Source organism: Nonomuraea sp. NPDC004580 (assembly GCF_040609855.1).
Classification (GTDB): Bacteria; Actinomycetota; Actinomycetes; order Streptosporangiales; family Streptosporangiaceae; genus Nonomuraea; species Nonomuraea salmonea.
On record NZ_JBEXLH010000013.1, the window covers coordinates 17,742 to 31,275 of the forward strand.

Here is a 13,534-nt window from a genome sequence, read left to right on the forward strand (position 1 = left end):
CCTCAGGCGAGGGGGGCGGTGGCGAACTCCTTCATGCCTTCCGTGAAGCCGACGCGGGCCTGGAAGCCGAGGTCGGTGGCGGCGCGGCGGGGGCTGGCGACGATGTGGCGGACGTCGCCGAGCCGGTACTCGCCCGTGACGACCGGTGCGGGGCCGCCGCGCTCGGCCGCCAGGGCCTCGGCGAGGTCGCCGACCGTGTGCGGGACGCCGCTGGCGACGTTGTAGGCCGTCAGGGTGCCGGGAGTGCCGCCGCCGAGGGCGGCCACGTTGGCGTCGGCGACGTCGCGGACGTGGATGAAGTCGCGCGTCTGCCCGCCGTCCTCGAACACGCGCGGCGCCCGCCCCGCCTCCAGCGCCGACCGGAAGATCGCCGCCACCCCCGAGTACGGCGTGTCGCGCGGCATCCCAGGCCCGTACACGTTGTGGTAGCGCAGGGCCACCGCCGTGCCGCCGGTCTCGCGGGCCCAGTTGGCGGCCAGGTGTTCCTGGGCCAGCTTCGTGGTGGCGTACGCGTTGCGCGGGTCCACCGGCGCGTCCTCGTCGATCTCGGCCAGGACCAGCGGATCGCCGCACCGGGGGCAGCGTGGCTCGAACGACCCCCGTGCCAGGTCGTCGGCGGAGCGCGGGCCGGGGCGCACCCGGCCGTGCCGTGCGCAGTCGTACGCGCCCTCGCCGTAGACCACCATCGACGAGGCCACCACCAGCCGCCGCACCCCGTGCCTGGCCATGGCGGCGAGCAGGACCGCGGTGCCGAACACGTTGACCGAGGCGTAGTCGGGCAGGTCGGCGACGTCCACGCCGAGCCCCACCTTGGCCGCCTGGTGCACGACCACGCCGGTGCCGGGCAGCAGCCGATCGAGCCGTTCCGCGTCGCGTACGTCGTCGCCCGACCGCAGGTCGAGCCCGGTCACCCGGTGGCCCTGCGCCTCCAGCGCCGCCACCACGTGGCTGCCGATGAAGCCATCGGAACCGGTCACCAGCACCGTCGTCATCGTCGTGCTCCCATTCCGGCGAGCGCGGCCGCGTACCGGGAGCCCCGGGCCAGCGCCGCCACCTCGATCGCGTCCGCCATCGTGTCCACATCGGTCAGGCACGGCATCAGGGCGACGCTCATCCCGGCCTCCCAGAGTCTGCGCAGCTGGATCTCGCCCGTGGTGGGCGCCGACATCGGCACGCCGACCAGCAGCCCGGGGTCGGGCGCGTGCAGCCCGAGCAGCCAGAAGCCGCCGTCGGCCGCCGGGCCGAACACCGCGTCGTACTTGTCGAGCAGGGCGAGGGCGTCGGCCAGCATGCCGGGGCCGACCTGCGGGGTGTCCATGCCGATGACCACCATGGGGACCGGCCGCAGCCGGTGCGCGTCCTCGAAGGCCGCCGCCAGCCGCTCGTCCAGCCCGTCCCCACGCTGGGCAAGCACGGTGAACCCGGCGGGCAGCCACGGACCCGGCTCCCCGTCGAGTGCGAGCACCCGCCCGGCGCCAGGGACGCGGGCCACCGTTCGCAGGGTGTCCTCCAGCGCGGCGCCGGCCAGTTCGGCCGCCTCCTCAGGCGTGAGCGGCGGCACCAGCCGCGTCTTCACCCGTCCCGGCACCGGCTCCTTGGCGATCACGATGACCTGCCGGTCAGGCGGGGTCATGCGGCGGTGCGGTGGCGGGTCATGACGCGGCGCATGTCGCCGACCGCGCGGAGCGTGCCGCGTACCGTGCCGGTCACCTTCGAGCGGCCCCTGCGCGGCAGGTAGGCGACGTCGGTCTCGCCGATGCGCCAGCCCGCCGCGCCGGCGCGCAGCACCATCTCCAGCGGGTAGCCGAAGCGGCGGTCGATCAGCCCCAGGTCGAGGAGGGGTACGCGGCGGGCCGCGCGCATCGGGCCGAGGTCGCGCAGCGGCACCCCCGTACGCCGGCGCAGCACCGAGGCCAGCACCGCGTTGCCGAGCCTGGCGTGCACCGGCCAGGAGGCGCCGGGCGCCAGAACACGGCGGCCCAGCATCAGATCGCGCTCCCCGGCCAGGACGGGCCCGGCGACGCGGGGCAACTGGGCGGGGTCGAGCGAGGCGTCGGCGTCCATGAAGCACACGACGTCGGAGGCGGCGGCCGCCAGCCCCGCGTGGCAGGCGGCGCCGAACCCGCGCCTGGGCTCGCTCACCACCGTCGCGCCCAGCTCGGCGGCGATCCGCGCGGACCCGTCGGTCGAGCCGTTGTCCACCACGATCGGGTGGAAGTCATCCGGCATGCGCCCGAGCACCCACGAGAGGGCGGCCGCCTCGTCGAGGCAGGGCAGCACCACGTCGATCTTCATGCCGCCGACGCTAGGCCGACCGGCACCCGCACCCCACGACGGGACGTGGCGGTCTTCCCGAGAAATTACCTGCTATGAGGGCATTGCTGGGGCCGAACGGACGCCGAGGACGCGTCCTCGGCCGGCTCGGCCGGTGGCGCAGTAGAGGACACCATCACGGAAGTCGGATGACAGGTGTCAGGTGGTGCCGTGCGCGTGCATGGCCGTCTGGGCGTCCGGGTGGATGTCGAAGGCCGGCCAGGCGCCGGAGATCCGCAGCACGCGCGCGGGCGCGTCCTGGACGGCCGCCAGGCGCAGCGCGCCGTCCCGCTCGCGCACGGCGGCGTCGAGGCGGAGCAGCAGGTAGAGCCCGCGGCTGTCGATGAAGGTGAGCCCGCCGAGGTCGAGAATCAGGTCCTGGCCTGGACGGTGGTGCTCGTGGACGAAGGACTCCAGCCCGCGTTCGTTGGTGGAGTCGAGCTCGCCCCGCACGGTGATGAGCAGGCCGCCGGGCAGGTCACGGCGATCGTAGGTCAGGGGCGACATGGCGGTGCGGGTTTCCGTTGCAGCTAGGGCTCCGTGGTGCTCGTCGTTTCCTCACCGTCCACTGTCGTCCCGGTGCTGGGGCCGGTCAGCACGTCAGGCGAAGCGCCGAGTGGCCCGCCGTCCACGGAACGAAGACCGTGCAGGGTCTCGCTCGGCGTACGGCCGTAGACGGCCCGGTAGGAGGCGGCGAAGCGGCCGGGGTGGAAGAACCCCCAGCGTGCGGCGACCGACGTGACCGTGAGGGTGGCGGGGTCGCCGGCGCGCAGCTCGTCATGGGCCCTGGCCATGCGGACCTGGCGCAGGTAGCCGAGCGGGGTGGTGTTCAGGTGACGGCGGAAGGCGTATTGGAGCGCGCGGGGGCTGACGCGGGCGGCGGCGGCGATCTCGGCGATGCCGAGCGGCGCGTCGGCGTGCTCGTCGATGAAGGCGACCGCGCGGCGCAGCGTCTGGGTGTGGGCGTCGCGGCGGTCGGCGGCGACCTCGTCACCGGGCAGCGCGGCGTTGCTGGGCAGCGTGGTGAGCACGGTGGCGGCGAGCAGTTGCCCGGCGCCGGCGGCCACGAGCGGCTCAGCCGCCAGGCCGGGGTCGGACAGGACGTCGTCGCGTACGTACGTCAGCGTCCTGTGCAGATGGCGTGCGGCGGCGGCGGAGACGGGCCGGTGGCCGAGCACCTGGACCGGCTCCGGCGGCCGGCCCGGCAGGACGCCCGCCACCTGCTGTAACAGGTCGGTGTCGAACATGATGATGGTGAAGCCGGCCCGGCTGATGAGCCCGCGGTAGGGCCGGTCGGGCGGGGTGATCAGCACCGCGTCACCCGGGCGGAAGACGTCCTCCTCCTCGCCCTCGACCCGCTGGTCGATGCGGCCCGACTCGACCACGCACAGACACACCTTGCCGAGCGGGTCGACGGCGTAGCTCATGTGGAAGTCGAACTCCACGTGATCGACGCTCACCGGCCCCGCCACGTGGCGCGAGACGCGGGTGTGCGGGCGGTCGACGTCGGAGCCGATGCTCATGCTGGCGTACGCCCTGCTGAGGAACTCCTCGGCCTGGCCGAGATCACGGCTCTCGAAGGTCAACGGCTCCATCGGTCGCTCCGCTCGTCAGCCCCTTAACGAGATGGTACGGCGCGCCTCGGTCACGGATCACGCGTGTTCCTGTCACAGACCGGCACCGGGCCGCGCACTTAGCGTCGCCGGCATGGTGAAGAGACTCGACCGGCGGTGGCTGTGGCTGGCCGCCGGAGCGTTGTTGTGGTTGTTCTCCGTGCACGGGCGGTTCGACGTCCCCGTGGCGGCCTGGCTGTCGCCGGTCTTCCTGCTGCGGTTCGCCAGGACGGGACCCGCGCTCACCGGGCTGCTCGCCGTGTGGGCGGCGTCGGTGGTGTCGGGGGTGTTCTGGCTGGTGGAGACGGCGGTGCCGGTGGCGCCGCTGGTCGTCGTGGGCATCATCGCGCTGGGCACGCTGACCGTGGTGCCGTACGTCGTGGACCGGCTCGTCACCCCGCGCGCCGGCCTGCTGACGGGCCTGCTGGCGTTTCCCGCGGCGTCGGCGGCGTGCGCGTTCCTGATGACGGTGCTCAGCCCGTTCGGGACGGCGTTCGGGGTGCCGGCCGCCACCCAGCACGGCAACCTGGCGCTGCTGCAGGTGGTGGCGGTGACCGGGCCTTACGGGATCGGGTTCCTCATCGGCTGGTTCGCGACGGTGGTCAACCACGTGTGGGCGCGCGGGGCGGCGAAGCGGGTCGTGGGCTCGTACGCGGCCGTGCTGCTCGCGCTGCTGCTGGCGGGCGGGGCGCGGCTCGCGTTCGCCCCGGTCGGCGAGCCGAGTGTGCGGGTGGCCGGGATCAGCCCCGACACCTCGGTGACCCGCGAGCTGCGCGGCGTGATCGGTGCCGACTTCACCGCGCGCAGCGTGGCGGAGCAGGACCGGCGGACGGTGCGCGCGGCGTTCGCGAAGGCCAACGACAACCTGCTGACCAGGACGCGGGAGGCGGCCCAGGCGGGCGCGCGGATCGTGATCTGGTCGGAGCAGGCGGCCAACCTGCTGGAGGGGGACGAGGAGGCGTTCCTGGGGCGGGTCGCGGCGCTGGCCGAGGAGCAGCGGATCTATGTCCAGGCCGCCGTGTACCACTTCCTGCCGGCCGAACCGTACGCGGCGAACCGCACCTACCTGTTCGGCCCCGACGGGGCCCGGCTGTGGCGGTATGACAAGTCGCATCCCATCCCCGGGCTGGAGTCGTACCCGGCGGGGCCTGGTGTGGTGCCGGTGGTGGACACCCCGTACGGGCGGCTCGCCACCGTGACCTGCTTCGACGCGGACTTCCCCGAGCTGATGCGGGTGAAGGCGGACATCATGATCGTGCCCGCCCGCGACTGGGCGGAGATCGGCCCGGTGCACAGCCAGAAGGCGAACCTGCGCTCGATCGAGAACGGCTACGCGATGATCAGGCAGGCGGAGTTCGGCGTGTCGGGCGCCTTCGACGCGCGCGGCAGGAGTCTGGCCATGCACGATCACGGCGGCTCCGAGCGGCACGTGGTCTTCTCCGACGTGCCTACGGGCGGCGGCGGCGCGACGCCCTACCAGGTGATCGGGGACGTGTTCGCCTGGGCGTGCCTGGCCGGCGTGACCGTCGTGATCGGGCTCGCCGTCAGGAAGCGGTGGGTCCCGAAGCGCTGAGTCCCGAAGCGCTGAGCGCGGCGCGGTACTCGCCCGGCGGGCTGCCCGTCCAGCGCGCGAACGCCCGGCGGAACGCGCTGGGCTCGGAGAAGCCGAGCCGCCGCGAGATCTCCTCGACCGACGCGCCGCCGAGCCTCAGGTCCGCGACGGCGAGGTCGCGCAGCACCTCCTCCTTGATGCGCTGGAACGAGGTGCCCTCCTGGCGCAGCAGCCGCCGCAGGTGCTGGGGGCTGATCGACAGCCGGGCGGCCACGTCGGCCGCCTGGGTGCGGCCGGCGGCCTGCGCGCGTTCGATGATCGTGCGTACGCGGTCGGCGGTCGTCGTCCCGTAGTCGCGGTGGTGGATGAGGTCTGCGGGTGACCTGCAGAGGTACGCCAGCAGGTCGCCCTCCTCGCGCACGACGGGAGCGCTCAGCTCGCGGGCGCCGAACTCGACGGCGGCCACCGGCGCGTCGAAGGCGGCCACGACGCCGAAGACGGACACGTACTCGGCGCTGTGATCGGGCTCGGGGAACGGCAGCTCCAGAGCCGTCAGCGGCACCCGCCGCGCCGCCAGCCACGCCGCGAACCGATGCACGAGAGCGAGCATCAGCTCGGCGGCGAGCGGCCTGACGACGACCCCCGGCTCAGCGGCGATCTCGACCCGGCAGGTCCCGCCGCCGACGACGAGCCGACTGCGCGAGAATCCGGTGGTGAGCGCAGCGAACTGGACGAACCGGTCGAGCGCCGTCCTCAGGTCAGGAGCGTGGATCAGGCCGAGAAAGATCATCCGGAACGTGCCCAGAGGCACCGGACGCGGTCCGAGGGTCAGCAGCTCGTCACCCGTGCGCTGCCACAGCTCTCGCACCAGCTCGATCGCCTCTCCACACGCGACGCGGGTGGCGCCGGGCCGCCACGGCGTAGGCAGATCCGCATCCGCAGCGGCCACCGCCTCACGCACGAACCGCACGGCGACCCCGAGATCCGACGCCCCGCCATCCGCCGCACGGACGGCGATTCCCTGACCCGGCACCTCCGTCAGCCCCAGAGGGTGGCGATCTTGGCGGCGACGGCGCGGCCCTGGGCGTGGCCGGCCTTGGCGCTCGGGGTGCGGGAGGAGGGGGCGAGCGGGTTCGTGCCGAAGGCGGCCAGCGAAGCCTCGTCGGGCTCGATCACCTCGACCGCGCCCTTCAGCTCCGACCAAGCCGGCTCCCCCATGTCGGGCATGGGGGCAAGCACGAGCACCCGCTCGAACCCGGCCGCCAGGTCGGCGTTGGTGCTGGAGCGGATGCCGCCGTCCATGTAGCGGGCGCCGCCGATGGTCACGCACGGCCACACGCCCGGCACCGCGCAACTGGCCGCCACCGCGTCCACCAGGACCAACGCCCGCCCGCTCATCGGTACTCCCATAAGACCCCTCAACCCCGGCTCCCCCGGTTCTCATCCCGTGTCGAGGCGCAAGGTGACGGTCACCGAGCCGCCCTCCAGGTCGCCGAGCCGTTCGAACGTCAGCGTCCTTCCTGATGAGCGGGCAGGTCCGCGCAGCAGCCCCACCACCGGAGCCGCCCAGGTGACGGCCAGTTCGGCGAGGTCGCGGCGGGGGTCGGCGACGGTCAGCGTCGCGGTGCCGTCGGCGTGCTCCTGGGCCAGGACGGCGCACGGTGCGGACGCGGTCAGGCCGCCTGCGGTGCCCGCGTTCCAGAAGCAGGCGGCGGTGAGGCGCAGCGCGGGCACGTGGACGGCCTGGAGCCGGGAGGTGTTGGCGAGCACCCGCATCCGCCCGGGGTCCGCGGCCCAGGCGCGGGTCCGCTCCAGGTCCGCGCCGGGCAGCAGGGTGTACTGGTAGGAGGCGGCGCGCGGATCGACGCCGTGGTCGAGCCAGAGCGTCACGTAGTCGCGCCGGGCTCCGCCGCCGGATCGGCTCTCGCGGCGCGTGTGCAGCTCCTGGCCAGGGATGATGTAGCCGCCGTGGCCCTCAAGGTGGGCCCAGCCGTCGGCGGCGGTGAGGAGGGCGGTGGTTCTGCGGTTGTCCACGATCGTCTCGACCGGTACGCCGTCGCGGGCGGTGATGCCGGCCCCGAGGCAGATCACGGCGTCGTCGAGGAAGAACCACGACTTGAACGCCTCCATCGTGCTCTGCAGCCCGCTCAGGTGCTGGCCCACCGCCGCGTACGTGCCGTCGGTGGCGCCGCCCACCCACCGCCACGGCGTCCGCGTGCCACCCCACGCCTCCCCCGCCCCGTCGGGCAGCCGCCGGGTGGAGACCGTCGTGCCGGGCAGCCGGTAGGGGTCGACGGTCGCCCAGAAGCCGTCGGAGTAATGGTCGCCGTGGCCGCCCGCCCACCAGTAGAGCAGGCCGGCGCCGGTGTGCCAGCCGCGCGGGTTCTCGCCGTTGCCGTGCTCGTAGTGGCCGATGCGGTCGGAGGCCATGCTGAGCGCGGCGCACCAGCCCGGCCTGCGGTGCACGGCTCGGGCGCTCATCGGCAGCAGCCGGTGACCGACCGGCTCGGGCGCGGCGGGCACGGCGGCGTCGGACATGATCGGCGCGAGCCGGGCGTGCAGGGCCGGCGCGGCGTGCTCCAGCATCGGCCGGTACGTCCCGCGCACCGCCCACCCCTTGACCATGGCCTGCCACCGCTCCCGGTACGCGGCCGGTGCGCTCTCGCCCAGCAGCAGCACGGCGGCGGCGATCTCCCTGCCGCGCTCGTGGTCGCCCCACGACCTCCTGCTGATGCCCCGGCCGCGTACGAGATCCATGCACGCCCCGTCACGAACGAAGGGCGCGAAAGATCGCTCCACCAGGTCGAACGCCCTCCCGTCCGCGAGCTCCCACGGCGTGCCGCGCAGGACGGCGTACAGGGTGGCGAGGCCCGACAGCAGCGTGACGCCGTAACCGCCCTGGTAGGGCACGGACGTGTGCTGCACGAACGAGCCGTCCCGATAGAACCCGTCGCCCTCCGACACCGGCACGAGCACCGGCGCCAGCGCCGAGACGGCCAGCTCGGCGCGGGCGTGGTCGTCGGTCAGCATGGCGCGCAGCAGCGTCACCAGGCACAGGTCCACCCGGTTGGCGGCGGTGCTGGTGCCGGTGTAGTGGCGCAGCCGGCGCGGCGGCACGAAGTGGTCCACCGACTCGGCCAGCGCCGGATCGTCCGCTCCGGTCAGGATGACGGCGTCGAGCAGCGCCCGCGGGATGCCGATCTGCCAGTGCCACCAGTTGCCGACCGGGTCGGCGCCGGCGGCGTAGACGTGGCGGCGGTAATGGTCGACGCCCTCCTCGACCGCCTCGGCGAGGGCCGGGTCGCCGGTCAGGCCGGTGCCGTCGATCACGTACGCGTGCGCCATCGTCCGCAGCCGCCCAGGCGTGACCGTGGACGAGGGGAAAGGCTCGTCGGGCCAGAGCGAGGAGGAGCGAGGGGCCATCGTGGCGAGGTGGCGGGCGGCGGCCCTGCCCAGCGCCCGGTAGGGGCGGGCCCGCGGATCGTGCGGCGGCCCCGCCGTCACCTCCCGCCAGCGGCGGCGCAGCAGCACGAACGCGGTGTCCGGCGTGTACGCCGCCCGCGCGGGCGCCAGCGCCCCGGCCGTCCCGGCCACGGCCACGCCGCCTAATCGCAGTAAGGAACGCCTCGATGGCCGCAGCACGCCTCGATTATCGGTCAGAGCGTCAGAGCCCCGCCCTGATCGGTACGACGTTGCCCGCCGCCCCCTGGCGCGGGATCGCGAACCAGGTGGCCTTGCCGACCAGGTCGGGCCGGGTGACGTAGCGCTGGGGATGGCAGCCGTAGAAGCCGTCGGACAGCCGCGCCACGATGCGCAGGCCCCGCCCGTGCTCGGCGGCGAGGTCGTGCGGCGCGGGCGCGGGCAGCAGGGGGCTGCCGTCCACGACGACGCACATGACCTCTCTGAGGTCCACCAGGAGCAGCAGCTCGTACGGGTCGTCGCCGTACATGAGGGCGTTGGTGACGAGCTCGCTCACCATGAGCACCGCGTCGTCCACCAGGGAAGGAGGGAGGGCGAGTTCCGCCAGCCGGTCCCGCATGAGGGCTCGGGCGTGGCCGGCCGTCCGTGCGTCCTCGCGCAACGGCCACGCATACTGCTGACGGCTCCGGCGAGTCGATCGCAGCCTGGTCATGGCGTCTCTTTCCGATGCTGAGGGGCGGCTGACGCGCGTGTCGCTCAACAAGAGGGCCTGCCTAGGGGTTGACGTACACGGCCGTCGAAACGTGTACGTATGAAAGGCCGCAACGGGTCAAAGTTTCGGGGAGAAATCGGCAGGGATTCGCCTGTCGCCGCGCACGGCGGCGTCAGGCCGGGTACGCACACCCGCATGAGCAGTGCAGACCACAACGCACCCAAGAACGACGCCAAGCGCCGCAAGCGGCCGGAGGCCGAGCACAAGCCGGCCGGCCGGCAGGCGCTGGAGCGGGCGCTGTCGGAGTCGGGCAAGGCCCTGGAAGACCTCATCGGCGGCCCGTCCCCGGCGGCCTGACGGCAGCCCGTCCCCGGCCGAGAGCTCCTAACGCGCCTGCCGCAGCAGGGACCAGACGGAGGACGGGGTGAGCGGGACCTGGGTGATCGCGCCGGCGATCTCCGGGAGGGCGTCGGCGACCGCGTTGGCGACGGCCGCGGGCGGCCCGATCGTCCCGGCCTCACCGGCGCCCTTCATGCCACCGGGCGTCACCGGCGACGGCGTCTCCATCATCACGACCTCGATGTCGGGTATCTCGCGCGTCGTGGGCAGCAGGTACTCGGTGATCGGCTGCCCCTCCTCGGTGTAGGCGATCTCCTCGGTCAGCGCCTGCCCGATGCCCTGCGCCACGGCGCCGCGCAGCTGCCCCTCGACGACGGTGGGGTTGACCAGCACGCCGGAGTCGTTGACCACCCAGTAGCCCTCGACCTCGACGGCCCCGGTCTCGGGATCGACGGCCACGGCCGCCGCGTGCGCGCCGTACGCGAACGTGTAGGCGGGCGGGTCGTAGCTGACCCGCTCCTCCAGGCCGGGCTGCATGCCGTCGGGCAGGTCCCAGCCGCGCCAGGCCGAGGTGGCAAGCTCGCGCAGCGTCAGCGCGGCCCGCGGGTCGCCCTTCACCCGCACGGCGCCGTCGGCGATCTCCAGGTCGTCGGCGGCCGCTTCGAGCCGGTGCGCAGCGATGGCCAGCAGCTTGCCGCGCAACCGGTCGGCGGCCCGGGTGAGCGCGCCGCCGCCGATCGGCAGGGACCGGCTGGCCACCGACCCGACCGACGAGTACGGGGTCGCCGCCGTGTCGCCGAGCACCACCCGTACGGATTCGATGGGCACGCCCATGCGGTCGGCGGCGAGCTGGGCCAGCGTCGTCTCGATGCCCTGGCCGATCGAGACGACGCCCGAGGTGACGACCACGGAGGCGTCCTGGTCCATGCGCAGCACGGCGCTCTCGTAGCCGGCGGCCAGCATGCCGATGGCCTTCATGTCCATCGAGGGGCCCATGCCGGTGGACTCGACGTGGCAGGAGTAGCCGATGCCGCGCCTGCGCCCGTCGTCCTTCACGACCGGCCTGACCAGGTCCTTCACCGTGCTCAGGGCGAGCGGGTAGTCGCCCGAGTCGTACGTCTGGTACACCCGCGTCGTGCAGGGCAGCTCGTCCGGCCGGTACATGTTGCGCAGCCGCAGCTCGACGCGGTCGATGCCGAGCCTGCGGGCCGCCTCGTCGATCAGCCGTTCCCTGGTCAGGGTGGCCTCGGGCTGGCCGAAGCCGCGGTAGGACCCGGTCGGGGTGGTCGTGGTGAGGACGCCGCGCACGCGGACGGCGAACCGGTCGAACCGGTACGGCCCCGGCAGCAGCGTGGCCGTCACCGCGAACGTCGAGCAGCCCACGTTCGACGGATGGGCGCCGAGGTCGCCGAGCACGTCCACGTACATCGCGACGAAGCGCCCGTCGTCGTCGAGCGCCAGCCGCGCCCGGTGCACGGCCTGCCGGGCGGGCAGCGTGGCGATCACCCGGTCGCCCGGCGACTCCGTCCAGCTCACCGGGCGGCCGGTGCGCATCGCGGCCAGGCAGATCAGCGCCTCGTCCGGATAGACGTGCTCCTTGCCGCCGAAGCCGCCGCCGGTGTCGCGGCTGATCACGCGTACCCGGTCGTGGACCATGCCGAACGCGTCGGCCAGGTGCTCGCGGACGTGGTGGGGCGCCTGGGAGGAGATGTGCACGGTCAGCTCGTCGCCGTCGTACGCGGCCACCACGCCGCGCGGCTCCATCGGGTACGGCGAGACCCGGCCCATCCTGAACGTCATCTCGACGACGTGCGCGGCCCCGTCCACGGCGGCCCGGCAGTCGTCGTCGCCCACGGTGTAGTCGGCGAGCACGTTGCCGCCCAGCTCGGGGTAGATGGCGGGCGCGTCGTCCTCCAGGGCGCGTTCGACGCCGACGACGGCGGGCTGCTCGTCGAGGTGGGGGTCGAGGAGGTCGGCGGCGTCCCTGGCGGCCTCCGGCGTACGGGCGACGACGACGGCGAGCGGCTGGCCCGCGTACCTGATCGTGTCGTCGAGCACCGGGTAGGAGTCGAGGCCCTGCCCCGGCGTCACGCTGACGCAGGGCAGGCGCAGGCCGGCGGCCTCCTCGGAGGTGATGACGTCGATCACCCCCTCCAGGGCCCTGACCGCCTTGGCGTCGCAGCCGAGGAACCGGCCGTGGGCGATGGGGCTGCGCAGCACGTACGCGTGGAGCGTGCCGGGCAGGCGCACCGCGCCGACGTAGCGTCCCTTTCCGGTGAGTAGCCTGGCGTCTTCCCGTCGCGGCGTCCGAGCACCGACATAGGCGTCTCCCATGCGCTGATTGTGAGCGCCGGGCGGCGGCCGGTCTATACGATCCGCGAGAAGGGGCATGTCAGCGGGGGGACCGATGCAAACATTCCTGCCTTATCCGGATTTCGCGGCATCGGCGGCGGTTCTTGACCCGCTGCGGCTGGGCAAGCAGCGCGTCGAGGCGCTCCAGGTGCTGCGCGCCCTCACCGTCCCCGGCTACGGCTGGCGCCACCACCCCGTCGTCAAGATGTGGACCGGCTACGCGGAGGCGCTCGTCCGCTACGGCCTCGAAGTGTGCGTGCGCTGGTGCTCCTTGGACCGCTCCGACACGTGCGCGGGCACGATGACGACCGAGCTGGCCGCGCATCTGGGCAGGCCGGGCGTACGCGACCAGAGCGAGCTGGCGGCGGCCGGCGAGTTGCCGCCCTGGCTCGGCGACGAGGCGCTGCACCTCAGCCACCGCTCGGCGCTGCTGCGCAAGGACCCGGACTTCTACCGGCCGGTCTTCGGCGACGAGCCGGACGACCTCCCCTACGTGTGGCCGCGCTCCGACCGCCTGCCCGACCCCGCACCCTGACCCCGCGCCCGAGCCCGCGCCCGAGCCCGCGCCCCGAGCCCGCGCGTCGCCGGCGATCATCGGGGTGGATCGTGGTGAAATGGCCTCGGGAGGCGGACGTGGCCATCATTTCGCGCGGTTTCACAGGTAGACGCAGGGACGAGAGCGAGCGGCTGCCGCCCGGCCAATATCTGGTCGAGGACTTCCCCGTGCTGTCGGCCGGCCCGACGCCGCGGATCCCGCTCGACCGGTGGGAGTTCGCCATCGACACCGAGGACGGGCAGACCCACCGCTGGTCGTGGCCGGAGTTCATGCGGCTGCCCACCGGGACGCCGACCGTCGACATCCACTGCGTGACGAAGTGGTCGAAGCTCGACACCACGTGGGAGGGCGTCTCGCTGGACGTGCTCTTCGAGGACGTCGAGTCGGCCGCCGAGTACGCCGTGGTCTACTCCTACGGCGGCTACACCACGAACCTGCCGGTCGAGGACCTGCTCGACGGCAAGGCGTGGATCGTGCACCGCTTCGACGGCGAGGAGCTGGAGCCCCGCCACGGCGGCCCCGCCCGGCTGATCGTGCCGCACCTGTACTTCTGGAAGTCCGCCAAGTGGGTACGCGGCATCCGCCTGCTCAACGAGGACTGGCCGGGCTTCTGGGAGACCGCCGGCTACCACAACTACGGCAACCCGTGGCGCGAGCAGCGCTACGAGGGCGACTGA

14 protein-coding genes are annotated in these 13,534 nt (G+C 73.5%); 4 read left to right on the forward strand and 10 right to left on the reverse strand.

What is annotated here, in order from left to right; genetic code table 11:
- Window positions 1-2 precede the first annotated feature (2 nt).
- The 5 genes from ABZW11_RS16110 to ABZW11_RS16130 all read right to left on the reverse strand — a co-directional run bounded on the left by ABZW11_RS16110 (window position 3) and on the right by ABZW11_RS16130 (window position 3,908).
- Window positions 3-992, reverse strand: coding sequence for an NAD-dependent epimerase/dehydratase family protein (locus tag ABZW11_RS16110; protein WP_355417292.1), 990 nt, complete (start codon window positions 990-992; stop codon window positions 3-5).
- Window positions 989-1,633, reverse strand: coding sequence for a TIGR04282 family arsenosugar biosynthesis glycosyltransferase (locus ABZW11_RS16115; protein WP_355417295.1), 645 nt, complete (start codon window positions 1,631-1,633; stop codon window positions 989-991). Before ABZW11_RS16115 ends, ABZW11_RS16110 begins: the two co-directional genes overlap by 4 nt.
- On the reverse strand, window positions 1,630-2,295 hold the full coding sequence (locus ABZW11_RS16120; protein WP_355417298.1) for a glycosyltransferase family 2 protein: 666 nt from the start codon (window positions 2,293-2,295) through the stop codon (window positions 1,630-1,632). Before ABZW11_RS16120 ends, ABZW11_RS16115 begins: the two co-directional genes overlap by 4 nt.
- A gap of 177 nt (window positions 2,296-2,472) precedes the next feature.
- Window positions 2,473-2,820, reverse strand: coding sequence for an STAS domain-containing protein (locus ABZW11_RS16125; protein ID WP_355417301.1), 348 nt, complete (start codon window positions 2,818-2,820; stop codon window positions 2,473-2,475).
- 23 nt (window positions 2,821-2,843) lie between these two features.
- Window positions 2,844-3,908, reverse strand: a complete 1,065-nt coding sequence (locus tag ABZW11_RS16130) for an AraC family transcriptional regulator (protein WP_355417304.1) — start codon at window positions 3,906-3,908, stop codon at window positions 2,844-2,846.
- A 112-nt stretch (window positions 3,909-4,020) separates the two neighbouring features.
- Here ABZW11_RS16130 and ABZW11_RS16135 point away from each other — a divergent pair, with 112 nt between their 5' ends.
- Window positions 4,021-5,499 (forward strand): nitrilase-related carbon-nitrogen hydrolase, encoded by a 1,479-nt coding sequence (locus ABZW11_RS16135; protein WP_355417307.1) that lies wholly within the window; start codon window positions 4,021-4,023, stop codon window positions 5,497-5,499.
- On the opposite strand, the gene ABZW11_RS16140 is transcribed toward ABZW11_RS16135, so the two are convergent.
- From ABZW11_RS16140 to ABZW11_RS16155, 4 genes are all read right to left on the reverse strand, one after another.
- Window positions 5,471-6,448: an AraC family transcriptional regulator ligand-binding domain-containing protein gene (locus tag ABZW11_RS16140; RefSeq protein ID WP_355417310.1), complete on the reverse strand. Its 978-nt coding sequence runs from the start codon at window positions 6,446-6,448 to the stop codon at window positions 5,471-5,473. The two genes, ABZW11_RS16135 and ABZW11_RS16140, sit on opposite strands and share 29 nt — an antisense overlap.
- 68 nt (window positions 6,449-6,516) lie before the next feature.
- Window positions 6,517-6,876 (reverse strand): patatin-like phospholipase family protein, encoded by a 360-nt coding sequence (locus tag ABZW11_RS16145; protein WP_355417313.1) that lies wholly within the window; start codon window positions 6,874-6,876, stop codon window positions 6,517-6,519.
- A gap of 42 nt (window positions 6,877-6,918) precedes the next feature.
- Window positions 6,919-9,078: a polysaccharide lyase 8 family protein gene (locus ABZW11_RS16150; protein WP_355417316.1), complete on the reverse strand. Its 2,160-nt coding sequence runs from the start codon at window positions 9,076-9,078 to the stop codon at window positions 6,919-6,921.
- Window positions 9,079-9,142: 64 nt separating this feature from the next.
- Window positions 9,143-9,559 carry an ATP-binding protein gene (locus ABZW11_RS16155; protein WP_355417319.1) on the reverse strand — a complete coding sequence of 139 codons (417 nt, stop codon included), beginning with the start codon at window positions 9,557-9,559 and terminating at the stop codon, window positions 9,143-9,145.
- A 246-nt stretch (window positions 9,560-9,805) separates the two neighbouring features.
- Here ABZW11_RS16155 and ABZW11_RS16160 point away from each other — a divergent pair, with 246 nt between their 5' ends.
- Window positions 9,806-9,967, forward strand: a complete 162-nt coding sequence (locus ABZW11_RS16160) for a hypothetical protein (protein WP_355417322.1) — start codon at window positions 9,806-9,808, stop codon at window positions 9,965-9,967.
- Window positions 9,968-9,994: 27 nt separating this feature from the next.
- On the opposite strand, the gene ABZW11_RS16165 is transcribed toward ABZW11_RS16160, so the two are convergent.
- Window positions 9,995-12,283: a xanthine dehydrogenase family protein molybdopterin-binding subunit gene (locus ABZW11_RS16165; protein WP_355417325.1), complete on the reverse strand. Its 2,289-nt coding sequence runs from the start codon at window positions 12,281-12,283 to the stop codon at window positions 9,995-9,997.
- 73 nt (window positions 12,284-12,356) lie between these two features.
- Here ABZW11_RS16165 and ABZW11_RS16170 point away from each other — a divergent pair, with 73 nt between their 5' ends.
- Together ABZW11_RS16170 and ABZW11_RS16175 are read left to right on the forward strand one after the other, a co-directional pair.
- Window positions 12,357-12,836 (forward strand): MSMEG_6728 family protein, encoded by a 480-nt coding sequence (locus ABZW11_RS16170; RefSeq protein WP_355417328.1) that lies wholly within the window; start codon window positions 12,357-12,359, stop codon window positions 12,834-12,836.
- A gap of 98 nt (window positions 12,837-12,934) precedes the next feature.
- The gene (locus ABZW11_RS16175; RefSeq protein WP_355417331.1) at window positions 12,935-13,534 is read left to right on the forward strand and encodes a sulfite oxidase-like oxidoreductase; all 600 of its coding nucleotides are present in this window, start codon (window positions 12,935-12,937) and stop codon (window positions 13,532-13,534) included.